We start from the raw sequence: 14,784 nt of genomic DNA on the forward strand, positions 1-14,784 counted from the left end.
AGTGCAGTCTTTTCTGGTTGGGACAGCGGGCGAGAAGCTCGCCCGCTGCCGATCGTCAAACGCGCGCTCAGTGATGCTCGGTGGCTTCAATGCGCGGCAGCGTCTCGAAGGAGTGGAAGGCCGGCGGAGACGGCAGCGTCCATTCCAGCGTGGTGGCGCCAGGTCCCCACGGGTTGGAAGCAGCAGCCTTGCGCGTCACGAAGGCAACCAGCACGCCCAGCAGGAACACGAGCGTGCCCAGAGCCGTGATGTACGCGCCGATCGAGGAGATGCCGTTCCAGAACGCGAAGGCGTCCGGATAGTCGACGTAGCGACGCGGCATGCCCGACAGACCGAGGAAGTGCTGCGGGAAGAACAGCACGTTGGCGCCGATGAAGGTCAGCCAGAAGTGCAGCTTGCCGAGCGTCTCGTTGTACATGTAGCCGGACATCTTCGGGAACCAGTAGTACCAGGCCGCGAAGATCGCGAACACGGCACCCAGCGACAGCACGTAGTGGAAGTGCGCCACCACGTAGTACGTGTCGTGCAGCGCGCGATCGACGCCGGCGTTCGACAGCATGACGCCGGTGACGCCGCCCACTGTGAACAGGAAGATGAAGCCCAGCGCCCAGATCATCGGCAGGCGGAACTGGATCGATCCACCCCACATCGTTGCGATCCACGAGAAGATCTTCACGCCCGTGGGCACCGCGATCACCATCGTGGCGAACACGAAGTAGGCCTGCGTGTTCACGCTGATACCGGCGGCGTACATGTGGTGAGCCCACACGATGAAGCCGACGAGACCGATGGCCACCATCGCGTACGCCATGCCGAGGTAACCGAACACCGGCTTGCGCGAGAAGGTCGACACGATGTGGCTGATGATGCCGAAGCCCGGCAGGATGAGAATGTAGACCTCTGGGTGACCGAAGAACCAGAACAGATGCTGGTACAGCAGCGGGTCACCGCCGCCCTGCGGGTTGAAGAACGAGGTGCCGAAGTTGCGGTCCGTCAGCAGCATCGTGATGGCGCCGGCGAGAACCGGCAGCGACAGCAGCAGCAGGAACGCCGTCACCAGCACCGACCAAACGAACAGCGGCATCTTGTGCAGGGTCATGCCCGGCGCGCGCATGTTGAAGATGGTGGTGATGAAGTTGATCGCACCAAGGATCGACGAAGCACCGGCGATGTGCAGCGCCAGGATGGCGAAGTCCATAGCCGGACCCGGATGGCCGGAGGTCGACAGCGGAGCATACGCCGTCCAGCCCGTGCCAGCGCCGAGACCGCCTGGCGGGCCTTCGACGAACAGCGACATCAGCAACAGACCGAGCGCAGCCGGCAGCAGCCAGAACGAGATGTTGTTCATGCGCGGGAACGCCATGTCCGGCGCGCCGATCATCAACGGCACGAACCAGTTGCCGTAACCGCCGATCATGGCCGGCATGACCATGAAGAACACCATGATGAGGCCGTGGCCGGTGACGAACACGTTGAATGCGTGACCGTCAGCGAAGTACTGCAGGCCCGGCTCCTGAAGCTCCAATCGCATGGCGACCGACAGGGCGCCACCGATGAGACCGGCGATGATTGCGAATATCAGGTACATCGTCCCGATATCCTTGTGGTTCGTCGAGAACAGCCAGCGACGCAAACCCGTTGGGGTGTGGTCGTGGTCGTGAGCGGCTGTGGCGGTGCTTCCCATGGTACGTTTCGCCCTTAAGATCGTGTTTTGTTGACGGGCATTGCCCGAAGCTCATCCGATATGCGCAGCGGTTTTACTTCGCCGGCGCGGCGCTCTCGTTCTTCGCGAACTGGCGCACGCCAGACTGCTGCAGCGCAGCCTCGTGAATGACGCCCCGGGCCTTTTCCAGGACGTCCTTCTTCTGCTTCAGGAGCTCTTTGCGCTTTTCCTTGTCCTTCTCGGCGCTGGCCGCCTTGCCGATTTCGATCGCCTGCTTCTGCAGATCGACCCAGGAGTTGAAGACCTCTTCCTTCACGACGCGCACGGCGATGGGCATGAACGCATGGTCCTTGCCGCACAGCTCCGAGCACTGGCCGTAGAACACGCCTTCGATGGTGGGCTTGAACCAGGTGGAGGTGATGCGTCCAGGCACGGCGTCGACCTTCGAGCCGAACGACGGGACGGTCCAGTCGTGGATGACGCCATCGGGAGCAGCAGTGATGAGGGTGTTCACCACCTTGTTCACCGGCACGATGACTTCGTTGTCGACAGCGAGGTTGCGCGGCGCGTCAATCTTCTGAGCAATCAGCTCTTCGCGGCTCGCATCATCCAGCATGCGCGTCTCGAACGAGATGCCGAGCTCGGGATAGGCGTGCTCCCAGTACCACTGATAGCCCGTCGCCTTCAGCGTCAGGTCTGCCTTCGGGTAGCTGTACTGAAGGTGCAGCAGCCGGAACGAGGGGATGGCGATCGCCACCAGGATGAGGATCGGGATGACCGTCCAGGCAACCTCGAGAGCGGTGTTGTGCGTGACTGAGGAGGGGGTCGGGTTGGACCGCTCGTTGAAGCGGTACATCACGTAGAGCAGCAGCAGCATCACGAAGACCGTGATGGCCACGATGATGATGTTCACGAAATTGTAGAACTCGTGGATGCTTTCGGCGACCGGCGTCGCGGCGCCCTGCATCCCCATTTCGCCGGGTGAGGGCTGCCCCATTCCGGCCCAGGCAAGCGATCCGAGCAACAGCATCGCCACTGCTGCGGCAGGCGCCGAGCAAAGCAGTCGTCTCAACATTCATCCGCTCCCAAGTGCTGCTCGGCCGTTGGCCGAGAACCTCCCCAATGCCAGGCGCCGCCCTCTTCGAAGCAGTTCGCCTGCGACAATCGCGCCGGACAAATCTCCGGACGCAGGACGCACGTCCCCTCGTCAACTAGAAGCACAAACGTTTTCCATGGCTCAAGTCAAGCTTGATGCGGCATTTGCACGCGTTGTCGCATTGCAAAATTTTCGCCCCGCATCAAAAGGTTCTGACCTGCATCAGCTACAAACTTTGGCCCGAATCCCGGGACACCTAGACCCTCGGCAATTTCCGCCGACGATCTTCAGGAGCTTCACGTGCACAAGAACACCTTCGCTGCTGGCAGCATCTGCCGCAGCGCGTCACGGATTGGCGCGGGTAGCACGTGGCGCGCAGCGCGCTGGATTGTTGCTCTCTGCCTCACAGTTCTCTTCGCAGCGCTGCCGGCCGCAGCCCAGGAGGGCACGGTCAAGGCTCAGCACGGCGACTGGCAGATCGTCTGCAAGGATCCCCCGCCAGGCGCTAAAAACGAGGTTTGCGCGTTGGTGCAGAGCGTGACGGCCGAGGACAAGGACAACATCGGCCTCACCGTCTACTTCCAAAAATTCTCAAATGGGACGCGGGTTTTACGAGTGTTCGCCCCGCTCGGCATTCTGCTGCCACCAGGGCTCGGTTTGAAGATCGACGACAAAGACGTCGGCCACGCACCGTTTCTGCGCTGCCATTCTTTCGCTTGTTACGCGCAGGTGGTCGTCGAAGACCCGCTCGTTGAGCAGTTGAAGAATGGCAAGACGGCCATCTTCATCATTTTCCAGGCAGAAGAAGCCGGAATCGGAATTCCCATTTCGCTCAAGGGCTTTAAGGAAGCGCTCGCCGAACTGAAATAAGCCGTAGTGGCAGCTCGTTTCGACAACGAGCTTTCTTTGCCGGGGCCACCGGCCCCAGCCGTACGCAAAACACTGAAATCGCAAACGCTACTACGCGGCCTTACGCTCGCGGGATCTCGAAGGCGCTGCCGGTTCCGGCGTATCCGGGAAGGCGATGTAATCGCGCGCGTTGCGAACGTCTTCAGACACCATCGCAGCGAGATTTGGCAGCGAGCAGGCCGCCATTGCATTCGTTACGCGCCCGGCGCTTTCCGTGTAGTCCTGATAGGCGGCTTGCCAGAACTGCACTTGCGCATTGATGAGATCCTGCGGCGTCCGGCACTGCGCAACGCGTGCGGGGATCTGCATGTAAGCCTGTGCCCGTCGATTTAAGAAACCAAGCATTTCAAGTTGCGTGCGAGCGACGCCCTTGAGCAGCGGATCATAAGCGTGCCCGAATGCATCGAGACCGCCAAAATAGAATTGGAAAGCAGATTGCGTGGGTGACTTGCCGTTCACCTGAGAATTCGGCGCGTGCGCAACCATCGTACGTCCTCCCTTTTGTGGACGGCCCTGATTGCGGCGGGGGAGCCGGGCTGTAGGCCGTCTCCGTTGAGGGTTTGAACCAACCCTACGAAAATTATCTTAGCAGGCGCTATCGGCGCCAGAATGACAGAAATCAAACTCGTGCACAGGCGCGAATCACCGCCATCGCGCAATCGTTATCGGTCGCTCGACAGCCAGCGCTCTGCAAATCAATCGCGCTGCATCCACTTGCGGTTGTGGCGAGAATGGTTAATACGATGTTCATTAGTCGAGTTGTATCAAAAATGATGTGGCGTAGATTTGTATGCGCGGGGCGTTTTCCAAAGCCTGCTGGCAAGTTGTGAGGATCGTCTGCCTCACTCCTTTGCTCGCCCCCAGCATCGCCGTGGCCGGCCCTGAACCAGAGTATGGCTGGGGCGAGACTTGGGTCGGCGCCGACGCCTCGAGCCAAACTTGGCTATTGTTTTCAGGCGTCACGGTTGCTCCCTACGGCCACGTCTATTCCGAGGGACTTCGCCTGCGCGCATCTGGCGGCTACGGCCAATACTCATACTCCGGCACCCGCAATGGCGAAAAAGTCCGCTTCAACGCCACGACGAACTACGCCGAAGCCCTTGTCGGCTACCTCAAGACCTTCGGCCCCCTCACCGTGAAAGCCTTCGCCGGCGTTGCCATGATCGAGCATGACATCACGCCGTTCGACCCAGATAATCCGCTGCAAGGACAAAAGGTTGGCCCCAAGCTGGCCGGCGAGTTCTGGCTTAATATGGGCCCCTCCGCGTGGTCATCCGTCGATCTGTCCTGGACCAGCGCTTACAGCACCAGCGCCGCCCATATCCGCACCGGCTATCGCGTCTTCGATGATGTTTCGATCGGCCTCGAAGGCGCGATCAACGCCAATACGATGGGAGAGGACGCACGCGGCGGCCTCTTCGTCCGCTACGCCTGGACAACCGGCGAGGTATCGCTTGCGGGCGGCTTTTCCGGCCGCTTCCTCGACGAGGCTGATGCGATCCGCGACCCTTACGCCACCGTCAATTGGCTGACGCAGTTCTAGTGCTCTTCCTCTGACTACTCGCAAAGGCTCGTACCCCGCGGAACAGCCATGCCATCAGTGTGCCATTATGGCATGCAAACAAAACGATTGTTCGTTTTGTTTTCGCGCCATACCAATGCGCCAGCTGACACTTTCTTTACGGCTTGATCGATGCCCAAACTCAAACCCGCAACGCAACGGGCCCGCCGCGAGCACATTCTCGATGCCGCCGAAGCGTGCTTTGCCCGTGCCGGCTTTCATCGCACAACGATGCAGGACATCTGCAAAGAGGCCGCCATCAGCCCCGGCGCGCTCTATGTCTACTTCGCTTCCAAGGAGGATCTGATCGCCGGCATCGTCGAGCGTGATCGATCCGAGTTCGCCGAGCGCTTTGCCGAATTGTCGTCCTCGTCCGACTTCATACGCTCCCTCTCCGAGATCGGTCAGCATTACTTCAACGAGGAGCCTCGGCAGAAGCAGATGATGTGCATCGAGATCGGCCTTGAATCGACGCGCAACCCGCGCGTCGGCGAGATCTATCGATCTGTAGACCGCTACATCGAGGAAAGCTTTGAAAAGCTCTTCGCCAGGCTCGCCGAAGAAGGACGCATCGCACCAGAGTTCGACATTCCCACTCTCACCAAACTCTTCTCAATGATTGGCGATGGGCTTTTCATGCGCCGCGCTGTCGATCCGAATTTTGACGCTGAAACACTGGTGCCCGCAGCCATGAAATTGATCGGTGCATTGCTGAACGTGCAGCCGAACACCGCCGACATCGCCCCCCTCGAAGCAAGCAAGAAGGAGAAGCATCGATGAGAAAGCTCCTCCTCGCCGCTGTCGCAACGGCCGCCGTAGGCGCCGCCGCGGTATTCCTGCTGCCGCACGTCTCGCCGCAACTCGTGCCGTACCTGACGGCCTTCTCGGACTGGCAAAAGCAGCCCGCAAAGGGCCCCGCTGCCACAACCGAGACCGGCAGCGTTGCCAGACATAAGGAACCGGCTGCATCCCCGCCGCCAGCCGTGTCTGTTGCCAAGGTCGCCCAAGCCGACTTCACCGAGGTCGTCGCCGTTTCCGGATCGCTCATCCCGCGCGATGAGATCCTAGTTGCCCCCGAGGTCGAAGGCTTCCGCGTGCTCGCACTGAAAGTCGATGAAGGCGACCGCGTGAAGAAGGACGACGTGCTGGCCGTGCTGGTGCAGGAGTCACTCGACGCCCAGCTTGCCCAGAACGACGCCTCCCTCGCCCGCGCCGAAGCCGCGATCTCGCAATCGCAGAGCCAGATCACCGAAGCCAAGGCACGCCTCGCCGAGGCCGATGCCAGCTTCGAGCGCGCCAAGCCGCTGCGAAACTCCGGCTACCTGTCCACGTCCACCTACGATCAGCGCGAAGCTTCGGCCAAGGCCACCGCCGCGCAGCTCAGGGCGGCGGAAGACGGATTGCGGCTTGCTCAAGCAGAAAAGCTTCAGGTCGAAGCCCAGCGCCGCGAGCTCAACTGGAAGCGCTCCAACACCGACGTCACAGCCCCCGCTGATGGCCTCATCAGCCGCCGCACGGCACGCATCGGCGGCATGGCTTCCGGCGCCGGCGAACCGATGTTCCGCATCATCGCCCGTGGCGAGGTGGAACTCGATGCCGAGATCATCGAGACCGAACTCCCCAAGATCGCGGCAGGCCAGAAGGCTATCGTAGACGTCGCCGGCGTTGGCGAGGTCGACGGCACGGTGCGCCTCGTCTCGCCAGAGGTCGATAAGCTCAGCCGCCTCGGCCGCGTGCGCATCTTCCTCGGCGACGACCCGCGCCTGCGCATCGGCACCTATGCCCGCGGCACAATCAAATCCGCGACCAGCCACGGCCTCGCAGCGCCCGCGTCGGCGGTGATCTTCGAGAACGACGGCGCATTCGTGCAGGTCGTCCACGATGGTGTCGTGAAGCGCCAGGACGTCAAAACCGGGCTCGTCTCCCGCGGGCTCGTCGAAATCCGCTCCGGACTATCTGAAGGTGACATCGTCGTCGCACGCGCAGGCACCTTCCTGCGCGACGGGGGTCGCGTGCGCGCCATCATGCCCGACCCGAAGATCAGCGAGGCGCGCTAACGCGATGACTGCTGAGATCGAGCACCAGCAAGCTTCACACTCGGGACGACACTAGATGCGCATCAACATCTCGGCTTGGTCGATCCGCCGCCCGGTGCCCGCCATCGTGCTGTTCGCCGTGCTGACCCTGCTCGGCATCATCAGCTTCATGACCTTGCCGGTCACTCGCTTCCCTAACATCGACGTGCCGCTCGTCTCCATTACCGTGGTGCAATCCGGCGCCGCGCCGGCCGAGCTCGAATCCCAGGTCACCAAGCAGGTCGAGGACGCAGTCGCCAACATCACCGGCGTCAAGCACATCATGTCGACGGTGACCGACGGTCAGTCGCAGACCGTCATCGAGTTCCGTCTGGAAGTGAACCAGGACCGCGCGGTCAACGACGTCAAGGATGCGATCGACAAGATCCGCCTTGAGCTGCCGCGCGACATCAACGAGCCGATCGTCCAGCGCATCGACGTCGAGGGCCAGTCGATCCTTACCTACGGCGCCTCCGCCCCCGGCATGACGCTGGAACAGCTCTCCTGGCACGTCGACGATGTCATCAAGCGTCAGCTGCAGGGCCTCAAGGGTGTCGGCCGCGTGGAGCGCTACGGCGGCGTCAACCGCGAAATCCGCATCCTTCTCGACCCCGACCGATTGCTCGCCTTCGGCATCACCGCAGCCGAGGTGAACAGCCAGGTGCGCGCCACCAACGTCGACCTCGGCGGCGGTCGCGGCGAAGTCGGCGGGCAGGAGCAGGCCATTCGAACCCTTGCCGGCGCACGCAAGGTTGAGGATTTGGCAGAAACCAAAATCCTTCTCCCAGGCGGCCGCAAAGTCCGCCTTTCGGATCTGGGCCGCGTCATCGACGATGCCAGCGAGCAGCGTTCGTTCGCCCGTCTCGATGGCCAGCCCGTGGTTACCTTCTCGGTATTCCGCTCCAAGGGCTCGAGTGAGCTGTCGGTTGCCGATGTCGTAACGGCCAAGCTCGAAAGCCTGCAGAAGCAGTATCCTGATATCCGGCTGACCAAGATCGACGATGCCGTCGCCTACACGCGCGGCAACTACAAATCGGCGATGGAAACGCTGCTGGAAGGCGCGGTCCTCGCCGTGCTCGTCGTGCTCGTCTTCCTGCGCAACATGCGCGCAACCCTCATCGCCGCTATCGCCCTTCCACTGTCTGCCATTCCCACTTTCTGGGCCATGCAGCTGATGGGCTTCTCGCTCAATCTCGTCAGTTTGCTCGGCATCACCCTTGTCACCGGCATCCTGGTCGACGACGCCATCGTCGAGATCGAGAACATCGTGCGCCACATGCGCACCGGAAAATCTCCTTACCGGGCCGCCATTGAAGCCGCCGACGAGATTGGCCTCGCCGTTATCGCCATCTCTCTCACCATCGTCGCGATCTTCTCTCCGGTCTCGTTCATGGGCGGCATCGCCGGACAGTACTTCCGCCAGTTCGGCCTCACCGTGGCGGTGGCGGTGCTCATCTCGTTGCTCGTCGCCCGTCTCATCACGCCAATGATGGCTGCCTACCTCATGCGCCCCGTGAAGGAGGAGCACGAAGGCAACGGCATCGTCATGCGCAGCTACGTGGCCTTCCTGCGCGCAACGCTGAAAGTCCGCTACCTCACCCTCGTTGCCGGCCTCGGCCTGTTCGCCGCATCGATCTACGCCACCACGTTGCTTCCCACCGGCTTCCTCCCCGACGAGGACACCTCGCGCGTTGTCGTCTCCGTCGAGCTGCCGCCCGGCTCCACCCTCGAGGACACGCGCATCGCGACCGACCGTATGGCCGAGATGCTGAGAACGATCCCGGAGGTCAAAAGCGTCTTCGTTCTTGGTGGTTCGACACCGACTGGAGGCCTAGAGGTCCGCAAGTCGTCGCTCTTCATCCACCTGGTCCCTAAAACCGAGCGCCATCTGCCCCAGAAGCAGCTCAAGATCATCATTGCCGACAAACTCGCCGACGCCCCCGACGCCCGCCTCTGGTACGTCAACGAGCGCGGCGAACGCGAGCTGTCCTTCTCGATGCTGTCGCAAAACGGCGAAGAGCTGGCCCACGCAGTCAAGAAGGTCGAGGGCGCCCTGCGTGCCGTACCCGGTTTCAAGAACGTCGCCGCCGACGCAGCCATCGACCGGCCCGAGCTGCGCGTGATCCCGAAATTCGATGCTGCCGCCCGCCTTGGCGTCGCACCCAGCCAGATCGCCGAGACCATCCGCGTCGCCACCATCGGCGACATCGACGCCAACCTCGCCAAGTTCAATGCCGGCAACCGCCTGGTCCCCATCCGCGTGCAGATCGAGGAGGACGCCCGCACCGACATGCAGCTGCTCCGCAACCTGCGCGTCACCAATGCGAACGGCACCCCCATTCCGCTCGCCGCCGTTGCCGATGTGGACTTCGGCCGCGGTCCCAGCTCCATCAGCCGCTACGACCGCGAGCGCCGCGCCGTCATCGGCGTCGATCTGGAATCCCGCTACGCGCTCAGCGATGCGCGCGAGAAATTCCTCAAGGTCGTCGACGAGCAGAAGCTGCCGCCCGGTGTCCGCCTTCAACCCTCCGGCGACGCCGAGGTCCAGGATGAGGTCGCCACCGGCTTCATGACCGCCATGGGCACGGGCCTGATGATTGTCTTCGGCGTGCTCGTGCTGCTGTTCGGCAGCGTCGCCCAGCCGATCACCATTCTGCTGTCGCTACCGTTGTCGTTCGGCGGCGTGGTGGCCGCCCTGCTCGCCACCAACAATCCCGTCTCAATGCCGGTCTACATCGGCCTGCTCATGCTGATGGGCATCGTCACCAAGAACGCCATCATGCTGGTCGACTTCGCTGTCGAGGAGATCGCGCACGGCGTGCCGCGCATGGACGCCGTCATCGACGCCGGACGCAAGCGCGCCCGCCCCATCGTCATGACCACCCTCGCCATGGTCGCCGGCATGGTCCCCAGCGCCATGGCTCTGGGCGACGGCGGCGAGTTCCGCGCCCCCATGGCCATCGCGGTCATCGGCGGCCTGCTGGTCTCGACGGTGCTGTCGCTGGTGTTCGTCCCCTCGTTCTTCACCGTGATGGACGACGTCGGCAATCTCATCTGGCGCATCTTCGGCCGCTTCATCGGCCCCACCGATGAACCGCCCGAGTACACCGCAAGTCAGACCAGCCGCGCCCGCCCGGCACCCGCGCACGCGAGCCACGCCCCGGCCGAGTGACGCCCCTACCGGTACACGGCCGCGATTTGTCGATCACCTCCGACAACTTCTGGACTTCCTTGGAGGTGCTGCCCGCAGCCTCCTTCCACCGTCATGCCGGCGCAGGCCGGCACCCACGCAAGCTGCACGACACGCTACGTGCAGGGAGCCTTCAGCGTCGGCCCCCACCGTGATGACGGGAAGGCTAGTAGAGCCGCGCGCTCTCGATCGAGATAGCTGTAATCCTGGTCCGCAAACAAAAACGGGCGCATCAGCCGATGCGCCCGTTTGTCTTTTCAGTGTGTAGCGGAAATCAGTTGGTCGAAGCCGTCGCGTCGTGCTTGAAGAACACGTCGACGCGCATGCCCGTCAGCAGCGGGGGCAGACCATCGAGATCGACGACTGCTTCCAGAACCTCGACATCGTTCGGACGGCGCGGCCCGCGCGAGACGATGTTCGGCTGCGAAAGCGACTGCGCAATGGAGCTCACGCGCCCTTCGAAATCCTGGTCGGGATAAGCATCCGCCCGCACCACGACGCGCTGGCCGACATGGATCTTTGCGGCGTCACGCTCTTCCACCTCGGCACGCACCTTCATGGCCGAGACATCGCCCAGGATGAGCAGCGTGTTCTCCGGCGAAGGCGTTGCGACCTCGCCTTCCTTGGCGACGACGTTCAGAACGGTGCCATCGAACGGCGCCCGCACCCGCGTGTGCTCGACACCGAGTTCGGCACCCAGCAGTTCAGCACGCGCCACGGTCAGAGCGGACTCGAGCCGCGTCGGCAGCGGCATGCCCGACTTCGCATTCACCGAAGCCAGCGTCGCCTTCTTGTCGGACAGCGTCTTCTGCGCGTCCTCCAGCTTGGCGCGAGCCGTATCGACGGTCTCCTGCGGGCCATTCTTCGTGCGCTTTTCTTCCAGCGCATCGTCAAACGCCATCTGCGCACTGAAGACGCCGCGCTCGGCATCCGCAACGGCATCCTCCGCGTCGCGGCGCTCCTTCTGCAGGCCGCGGGCGTCTTCCTCATTGCGCTCGCGCACACGCACCTGCTCTTCGGCACGCGCCGCCGTGACCTTCGTCATGGCATCGTCGTCATCGAGACGAACCAGCAGATCGCCGCTCTTCACGTGAGCATTGATGTCGACAGGAATCTCTTCGATGCGGCCGGGAACGTCGGCAGTGATGCGAACTTCACCGCTCTTGGGCTCGACGCGCCCCGTCGCGGATGCAGCCCACGTCGGCTGCATGGCGATCGCTTCCTTGGACCCCGTGGCCGGCTTCGAAGAATCGCTCGCGCTCGCCTGCGTGTTCTTTTGCTCGGCGACCGGACCCCAGCTCACGCTGTTGACGTAAAATCCGACACCGACGGCCAAAAGGCCTGCGATCGTAAGAATAACCGCGGTGGGGTTGACCTTTTTATGCATGGGCCTTCCGTCTCTTTGTAAGATCTGCAATTTCCGGGGCATCGAGCCCCTCAGGCCGGCGTTCCTCGCCGACGATGCGTCCATCTTCAATGCGCACCACGCGATCCGCGTAGCTCAGCGTGCGCGGATCATGGGTCACCGCGAGGACGCTGCGGTGCTGTTCCTTGGCGATGCGCGCCAGAAGCGCCATCACCGCATGTCCGTTTTCGCCGTCGAGTGCAGCCGTCGGCTCGTCGGCGAGCACGATCGAAGGCGATGATGCGATGGCGCGGGCCACCGCAACACGCTGCTGCTCACCACCCGACAGGTTCGAGGGATAGCTCTTCAGGCGATAAGCCAGGCCGACATCGCGCAGAACTTCCTCTGAGCGATTGGCGGCCGCAAAGCCCTTCTGCCCGCGCACGTCGAGTGCGATGCGCACGTTCTCCAGCGCCGTCAGCGTCGGGAACAGATTGTAGGACTGGAAGATGAAGCCCATGTGCTTGCGGCGCAGGTCGGCCATCTCTTCCGGATTGAGGTTCGTCGTATCGACGCCGGCAACCTTCAAGGTTCCCGATGTCGGCGTCAGGATGCAGCCGAGGATCGACAGCAGGGTTGTCTTGCCGCTGCCCGATGGCCCCATCAGCAGCGTCAGCTCCCCGGGGATCAGCCTGAGATTGGCGCCTTTGACAGCACGCACCTTGCCGGCGCCGCTACCCAGCTCTTTGACGATCTCGATGGCTTCGAGGACGGGCTCTACACTCATCTGTTGAATACCGTTGCAGGATCGATCTTGGTGACCTTGACGATCGCCGATAGCGCCGAAATCGCGCACATGCCGACCGTCAATGTGAATAGCCAGAAGGCCAGGCCCGGGGTCATGACCATGGGCAAGGCCGTATTCCTACTGAGTACGAGGATCGTCAGCGCGATCGAGATGCCGAGCGCATAGCCGACAACGGCACTGATGCCGGCCTGAGCCAGGATTACCTTGTGAATATATCCCGACGATGACCCGAGTGCACGCAGCGTCGCAAACTCGCTCAGATGGTCCTTAGTGCTTGAATAAAGCGTCTGCGCCACGATTACGGTGCCGACAAGGCTTCCCAGCAAAGCGCCGCCGATCAAGGCAACACCCGCGCCAGTGCGGAACAGCCACTGTTTCAGGCTGCGGTCGCGGAACTCTTCCTGGGTCAGGACCTCGGCGCCCTCGAGCCGCCCGGAAAGCTCCTGCTGGACCTTCTTGACGTTCGCGCCCGGCTGCAGCTGCACCAGATAGAACGTCGTATTGTCGGTGTCGCCGAACAGCGACCGCGACCTGTTCAGGGTCGTATAGGCATAGGGCGACTGCGTGAACGAGCGGATGCCGTCGGTAATTGCGCGCACACGCACGCGCCCGTTGGCGATCTGGGCGGTGTCGCCGATCCCCTTGATGCCGAGCTCGTTCAGATAAGTCCTGTCGACGGCGATCGCTTCCGGCGCCTTGATGTCTTCCCAGGTGCCATCGACGAGGTTGAACGGCACCAGGCCGCCGTCCTCAGCGTCCGTACCGATCAGCACCACGCGCGTCGATCCGCCTTCCGGCTTGCGCCACTCGGCGAACCGCACCACCAGAGGGATCACAGCTTTGACACCCGGTGTCGCCAGCGCCTGATGCCGCTCGCGCGGTGTCAGCAGCATGCCGCCATCCTCGAAGCTCTTGGCTCCATATGCGGTGATCCAGAGGTCCGCCTTCGCGTGATCGATGTTCGCCGTAATCATGTTGCTGGCGCCAAGGTAGAGACCTAGCTGCACGGCAACGAGGACGATGGAGAACAGAATACCGATGAGGGTGACCGCCAAGCGAATGCGATCGTGGAACAGATTGCGGAAGGCAAGCGTCAGGATCATCAGGGTCAGTTCCACACAGGGTTGGGCAAGCGCGGCCGCAAGCCTATAGCGCAGCGCGCGCCGCTGGGTAATCCGCCAACTTGGCCTCGAAAAGGCAAACTCATGCTTAAGGGATGCCTAAGTCTAACGCGTCAGCGCTTCATTTAGAAACGCAGGGATGTATCGGCCCCACGAGCTGTTAACGCGAAGAGGTCAAGAAAGACGTAAGATCGACCGATCAAGGATAATTCTTCTTTACCATTTTTCGCAGAGACTGACAGCGTCGAGCCTATGGGCCCGCTTTCGCCGCTTTCAAAGTCTAAATGCCATCCCGATCTCTGACACAATATTGGTGATGCCACCATGCGTCATGATCTTCAGCTCCCGTTGCCCCAACAAGCCTGGGCTAAATCTTCACTGACCGCCGTTTTATTTGCGCTCAGCACGGGATCGGCCTTTGCAGACCCGCCTCTTGAGGCTGGTGTTTGGATCAACCATACGGGCCAGGGCGCCGTCGAAATCCGCCCCTGCGCAGACACTGGCAGCGCGGCCCGACGGCTGTGCGGCTACATCGTTTGGCTGAAACAGCCCAACAATAGCAAAGGCCAGCCCCTTACCGACGGCTATAACCCCGACCCGTCCAAGCGCGGCCGCACCATCTGCGGGCTGCCTGTGCTTGGATCACTGGAAAGGGTCAGCCGCGGCTGGGACAACGGCTGGGTCTATGATCCAGAGAAGGGCGCTCAATTCGATGCCGCCATCGTTGCCGGACGTCAGAATCTCATTCTCACCGGCTACAAGGGTGTGAAGTTCTTCTCCAAGTCGTTCACTTGGCGCCGCGCCCCTGCCGACCTGCAGCGCTGCGATCAGCCGAAAGAGGCCCGCGCCACCAAGGCCAGCGTGAAGATCGCTCAGCCGCAAGCGCCACTGAAGGTGCCGCGCCCCGTTCCTGCCGTTCGCCCGTCGATCGAATAGGCCTCACCGCCCTCCGAAACGAAAAAGCCCGGCCATCGAGCCGGGCTTTTCTTGTTTTGATGGTCCGACAGGCTGGCGCG

12 protein-coding genes are annotated in these 14,784 nt (G+C 62.4%); 6 read left to right on the forward strand and 6 right to left on the reverse strand.

All coding sequences use genetic code 11. The features are described 5' to 3' along the window. Positions 1-67: 67 nt before the first annotated feature. Together ctaD and coxB are read right to left on the reverse strand one after the other, a co-directional pair. A complete protein-coding gene (gene ctaD, locus NDB2M4_RS01520; protein WP_072369209.1) occupies positions 68-1,684 on the reverse strand; it encodes a cytochrome c oxidase subunit I in 1,617 nt (538 codons plus the stop codon). 73 nt (positions 1,685-1,757) lie between these two features. Further along, positions 1,758-2,738 carry a cytochrome c oxidase subunit II gene (coxB, locus tag NDB2M4_RS01525; RefSeq protein WP_139247047.1) on the reverse strand — a complete coding sequence of 327 codons (981 nt, stop codon included), beginning with the start codon at positions 2,736-2,738 and terminating at the stop codon, positions 1,758-1,760. Between the two features lie 321 nt (positions 2,739-3,059). On the opposite strand from coxB, the gene NDB2M4_RS01530 reads away from it, so the two are divergent. Further along, positions 3,060-3,629: an invasion associated locus B family protein gene (locus tag NDB2M4_RS01530; RefSeq protein WP_244536021.1), complete on the forward strand. Its 570-nt coding sequence runs from the start codon at positions 3,060-3,062 to the stop codon at positions 3,627-3,629. A gap of 90 nt (positions 3,630-3,719) precedes the next feature. Here NDB2M4_RS01530 and NDB2M4_RS01535 read toward each other — a convergent pair whose 3' ends face one another. Next, a complete protein-coding gene (locus NDB2M4_RS01535) occupies positions 3,720-4,154 on the reverse strand; it encodes a phasin family protein (protein WP_072369210.1) in 435 nt (144 codons plus the stop codon). Positions 4,155-4,539: 385 nt separating this feature from the next. Between NDB2M4_RS01535 and bcsS the strand changes: the two genes are divergently transcribed. The 4 genes from bcsS (at position 4,540) to NDB2M4_RS01555 (ending at position 10,476) form a co-directional block, all read left to right on the forward strand. Further along, positions 4,540-5,211, forward strand: a complete 672-nt coding sequence (gene bcsS, locus NDB2M4_RS01540) for a cellulose biosynthesis protein BcsS (RefSeq protein WP_171987998.1) — start codon at positions 4,540-4,542, stop codon at positions 5,209-5,211. A 150-nt stretch (positions 5,212-5,361) separates the two neighbouring features. Then, positions 5,362-6,009, forward strand: coding sequence for a TetR/AcrR family transcriptional regulator (locus NDB2M4_RS01545; RefSeq protein ID WP_072369213.1), 648 nt, complete (start codon positions 5,362-5,364; stop codon positions 6,007-6,009). After that, on the forward strand, positions 6,006-7,286 hold the full coding sequence (locus NDB2M4_RS01550; protein ID WP_083555617.1) for an efflux RND transporter periplasmic adaptor subunit: 1,281 nt from the start codon (positions 6,006-6,008) through the stop codon (positions 7,284-7,286). Before NDB2M4_RS01545 ends, NDB2M4_RS01550 begins: the two co-directional genes overlap by 4 nt. Before the next feature lie 55 nt (positions 7,287-7,341). Beyond that, positions 7,342-10,476, forward strand: a complete 3,135-nt coding sequence (locus NDB2M4_RS01555; protein ID WP_072369215.1) for an efflux RND transporter permease subunit — start codon at positions 7,342-7,344, stop codon at positions 10,474-10,476. A gap of 292 nt (positions 10,477-10,768) precedes the next feature. Here the strand turns inward: NDB2M4_RS01555 and NDB2M4_RS01560 are convergent, their stop codons facing one another. Genes NDB2M4_RS01560 through NDB2M4_RS01570 form a run of 3 tightly spaced genes read right to left on the reverse strand, consistent with a single transcriptional unit; the run spans position 10,769 to position 13,750 of the window. Beyond that, a complete protein-coding gene (locus tag NDB2M4_RS01560; protein WP_072369217.1) occupies positions 10,769-11,881 on the reverse strand; it encodes an HlyD family secretion protein in 1,113 nt (370 codons plus the stop codon). Then, positions 11,874-12,626 (reverse strand): ABC transporter ATP-binding protein, encoded by a 753-nt coding sequence (locus NDB2M4_RS01565; RefSeq protein ID WP_072369218.1) that lies wholly within the window; start codon positions 12,624-12,626, stop codon positions 11,874-11,876. The genes NDB2M4_RS01560 and NDB2M4_RS01565 overlap by 8 nt, the downstream gene beginning before the upstream one ends. Beyond that, positions 12,623-13,750: an ABC transporter permease gene (locus tag NDB2M4_RS01570; RefSeq protein ID WP_072371624.1), complete on the reverse strand. Its 1,128-nt coding sequence runs from the start codon at positions 13,748-13,750 to the stop codon at positions 12,623-12,625. Before NDB2M4_RS01570 ends, NDB2M4_RS01565 begins: the two co-directional genes overlap by 4 nt. 342 nt (positions 13,751-14,092) lie before the next feature. Here NDB2M4_RS01570 and NDB2M4_RS01575 point away from each other — a divergent pair, with 342 nt between their 5' ends. Then, positions 14,093-14,704 carry a DUF2147 domain-containing protein gene (locus NDB2M4_RS01575; RefSeq protein WP_072369220.1) on the forward strand — a complete coding sequence of 204 codons (612 nt, stop codon included), beginning with the start codon at positions 14,093-14,095 and terminating at the stop codon, positions 14,702-14,704. Positions 14,705-14,784: the final 80 nt, after the last annotated feature.

This window comes from Hyphomicrobium sp. NDB2Meth4, assembly GCF_900117445.1.
In the GTDB taxonomy this organism is placed as follows: Bacteria; Pseudomonadota; Alphaproteobacteria; order Rhizobiales; family Hyphomicrobiaceae; genus Hyphomicrobium_A.

What these genes read in the sequence shown, in the direction of transcription:
- ctaD (WP_072369209.1), bottom strand. Translation starts at nt 1,684, where the DNA reads ATGGGAAGCACCGCCACAGCCGCTCACGACCACGACCACACCCCAACG.
- coxB (WP_139247047.1), bottom strand. Translation starts at nt 2,738, where the DNA reads ATGTTGAGACGACTGCTTTGCTCGGCGCCTGCCGCAGCAGTGGCGATG.
- NDB2M4_RS01535 (WP_072369210.1), bottom strand. Translation starts at nt 4,154, where the DNA reads ATGGTTGCGCACGCGCCGAATTCTCAGGTGAACGGCAAGTCACCCACG.
- NDB2M4_RS01545 (WP_072369213.1), top strand. Translation starts at nt 5,362, where the DNA reads ATGCCCAAACTCAAACCCGCAACGCAACGGGCCCGCCGCGAGCACATT.
- NDB2M4_RS01550 (WP_083555617.1), top strand. Translation starts at nt 6,006, where the DNA reads ATGAGAAAGCTCCTCCTCGCCGCTGTCGCAACGGCCGCCGTAGGCGCC.
- NDB2M4_RS01555 (WP_072369215.1), top strand. Translation starts at nt 7,342, where the DNA reads ATGCGCATCAACATCTCGGCTTGGTCGATCCGCCGCCCGGTGCCCGCC.
- NDB2M4_RS01560 (WP_072369217.1), bottom strand. Translation starts at nt 11,881, where the DNA reads ATGCATAAAAAGGTCAACCCCACCGCGGTTATTCTTACGATCGCAGGC.
- NDB2M4_RS01565 (WP_072369218.1), bottom strand. Translation starts at nt 12,626, where the DNA reads ATGAGTGTAGAGCCCGTCCTCGAAGCCATCGAGATCGTCAAAGAGCTG.
- NDB2M4_RS01570 (WP_072371624.1), bottom strand. Translation starts at nt 13,750, where the DNA reads ATGATCCTGACGCTTGCCTTCCGCAATCTGTTCCACGATCGCATTCGC.
- NDB2M4_RS01575 (WP_072369220.1), top strand. Translation starts at nt 14,093, where the DNA reads ATGCGTCATGATCTTCAGCTCCCGTTGCCCCAACAAGCCTGGGCTAAA.